This window comes from uncultured Aquabacterium sp. (assembly GCF_913773725.1).
Taxonomy (GTDB): domain Bacteria; phylum Pseudomonadota; class Gammaproteobacteria; order Burkholderiales; family Burkholderiaceae_C; genus Aquabacterium.
This window is the reverse complement of the sequence record NZ_CAJYGK010000014.1, coordinates 1-2,554: the sequence shown is the minus strand read 5'-3', so window position 1 is coordinate 2,554 and position 2,554 is coordinate 1. Positions and strand designations below refer to the sequence as shown.

The 2,554-nt window shown below is 64.3% G+C and carries 4 protein-coding genes; 1 reads left to right on the top strand and 3 read right to left on the bottom strand.

Annotated elements, in window-relative coordinates; genetic code table 11:
• On the top strand, window positions 1–278 hold a 278-nt coding region (locus tag QZ709_RS00925; protein ID WP_294635490.1), incomplete at its 5' end, for a hypothetical protein.
• Between the two features lie 12 nt (window positions 279–290).
• On the opposite strand, the gene QZ709_RS00920 is transcribed toward QZ709_RS00925, so the two are convergent.
• The 3 genes from QZ709_RS00920 to QZ709_RS00910 all read right to left on the bottom strand — a co-directional run.
• Window positions 291–464 carry an AlpA family phage regulatory protein gene (locus QZ709_RS00920; RefSeq protein ID WP_294635491.1) on the bottom strand — a complete coding sequence of 58 codons (174 nt, stop codon included), beginning with the start codon at window positions 462–464 and terminating at the stop codon, window positions 291–293.
• A 353-nt stretch (window positions 465–817) separates the two neighbouring features.
• A complete protein-coding gene (locus tag QZ709_RS00915; protein ID WP_294635489.1) occupies window positions 818–2,122 on the bottom strand; it encodes a site-specific integrase in 1,305 nt (434 codons plus the stop codon).
• Between the two features lie 199 nt (window positions 2,123–2,321).
• The coding region (locus QZ709_RS00910) for a DUF1732 domain-containing protein (RefSeq protein WP_294635488.1) at window positions 2,322–2,554 on the bottom strand (233 nt) is incomplete at its 5' end.

Here is a 2,554-nt window from a genome sequence, read left to right as displayed (position 1 = left end):
GCCCCGATGCCGCGCAGTGGTACGGCCGGCGCTGGCTGGCAGCGGCTGACGCGCTGGTCTGGCCGCTTGGCTGGATCTGGCTGGTGCACCGCGCGGCGGTGCCTACCGGCGTCGTCGGCCAAGTCGTGACCGGCGTTGCAGCGCTGTGCGCGTTGTCCCGGCTCCATGGCGCTTTGTTTGAGAACCATCGCTACTGGTTCACCACTTGGAAGTGGGGGCGGTTGGTCCTCGGCATGTGGGTGCTCGGACTCGCGATGAAGCTGGCAGGCCCGTCTTGAGCCTAGGTTCGATCAGTTGGAGGCGTCCGGGCGGTGCTGGAGCCACTGGTCGATGTCGGTGTCGCGCCATCCAACCGCACGGGGACCGAGCCGAACGGCCAACGGGAACAAGCCCATTCCCATCAGCCGATAGATGGTGGAACGCCCGAGAGCCGTGCGCTTGCGCACGGTCGGCATGCGAAGCATGACCACGGGCCGGTTCTCGGCCGTGGGATGTAGGGGCGTAGTAGGGGAGGGGTGCTGCACTTCCTGTCTCCGCTGGCTTTGCAATGAATCTAGGCGCACCGACAGATCTCGGCGATGCTGGATTCAGGTGGAAAAGCCGCTGTGGAGGTCAAGAGCAGCAGCGGCCGTGCTCACACCCTTTGCGGCAGTAGCGGAAAGGCGGGTGCGAGTGCCCGGCCACACGGCCGGACCTCAGGCAGTGCGGTCTGGGCGTGTTCCGGCTCCGCGCGCCTTCCGAGACGCAGGGGCAGTTCACCCCTGCTTCCGAACCCGGGCATGCACTGACCTTTCACGAGGTCATTGCATCGGATGCGTCATCGTTGGACGACCGCGTTGGGCGTTGGCGACTTCCTTGCGGCCCGCTCATGAGCGTTCGCGACTTTTTCGCCTCGGGACAAGGCCGCCAGCGCCGCCGCCCAGACACGTAACGCGTCCGCGCGCTCGCTGAGGTAGTCGTGTCGGTCATAGGTTCCCTCGATCCCTTTCAGCTTGTGGTTCAGGGCTCGTTCTGCGACGAAGCGATCCACGCCAAGCCTACCGAGGTTGGTTCTGGCGGTTCGCCGCATGTCGTGGACCGTGAAGTGCGCGATCCCCAGCCCGAGCCTGCCCATCGCGACGTTCAGCGTGTCGGGACTGACATGTGGAAATCTATTGACGCAGGCTTTTCCCATGCGCTGACGAACCAAGCGACGCGCCGGGAACACGTAGGGCCGGCCCGACGCTAGGACGCGAGCTTCCTTGAGCCATTCGATGACGGGGTCAGCGAGCGGGATGAGGATGCTCATCTTGGTTTTGGTGAAGGCCTTGTCCAGGGTCCAGATCCCTGCCTCAAGGTCGAAGCTCTCCCAGCGGGCCGACAGCAGCTCCATCTTGCGCACGCACAAGGCGAGCAAGAGCCAGACGGCCAACTCGTTCTCCCGCCCGAAGTTCGGGGTCGTCTTCATCGCGCTAGCGAGCTCTTCGATCTCCGCCAGCGTCAGGAACCGATCCCGCGACGCTTCCTTGCCGCCCGCGTCGGCCGGCTCGAAGTCAGCGGCCGGGTTGCGGTCGACCCAGTGGTTGCGCACGGCCATCTTGAACATGCGAACCATGTAGCGCAATGCGTCGTTGGCGACGGTCGGCGCGCCGTTCGCAACGATGCGGCGGAGCACTTGATCGACGTGCATGGGCATGACGTCTTTCGGCGTCAGCGCTCCAATGACTGGGTACACGTGATTGCGAAGAACCCGGGCGACGACATCCGGGTGCTTGTAGGTGGGCTCGATGTAGCGTGCCCACCAAAGCTGTCCAAGATCGCGTACGGTTTGCACCTCGGTCAGGCGCGCCTTCTCGGCCTGCTTCGCCGCGGCGACGTCAACACCACGTTCAATCTCCTCGCGGTCCTTGCGGGCGCGGTCGCGGGCTCCCTTGAGCGACAGCTCCGGGTAGCGACCGAGGACCTTCTCTCTGGAGCGCCCGTTGACCCGGTAGCGAAGGATCCAGCTGGCTCTTCCTTTGCTGGCCGCGCTGGCGCTGGCGACGAATGTCAGTCCTTCGCCGATGCCGCGGTCCGTCTTGCCGGCGGCGAGCCATGCGCGGAGCTCACGGTCTGTGAGCGCTCGTCGTTGCGGTGTGTCCATGTCCCATCTGCTCCATGAAGCTGTGGGGTTTTTTTTCGGGCGAGGGCCCAAAAGCGCTTCATCCTGGAAAAACCCCACAATAAACCCCACAGAATTCGCGCGCTTCGCTGGCACGCCCTGGGACGACGTTGGACGGGAAAATCCTTTTGAATCAGTAGGTTATCGAGTTTTTTGAGACGTCGCGGGACGCCCCAAAAACCTACTCAATGTTCTGCACCTGCTCCCGCATCTGCTCCACGGCCACCTTCATCTCCACCGAGATGTTGGTCAGCTCCAGCGCGGCGGACTTGGAGCCCAGCGTGTTGGCTTCGCGGTGCAGCTCCTGGATCAGGAAGTCCAGCCGCTTGCCCAGCTCGCCGCCCTTCTTGAGCAATCGGGTCAGTTCGTCCAGGTGGGCGCGCAGGCGGGCCAGTTCCTCGGCCACGTCGATGC

Coding starts and splice junctions, on each gene's coding strand:
- QZ709_RS00920 (WP_294635491.1), bottom strand. CDS start 464: ATGCTTCGCATGCCGACCGTGCGCAAGCGCACGGCTCTCGGGCGTTCC.
- QZ709_RS00915 (WP_294635489.1), bottom strand. CDS start 2,122: ATGGACACACCGCAACGACGAGCGCTCACAGACCGTGAGCTCCGCGCA.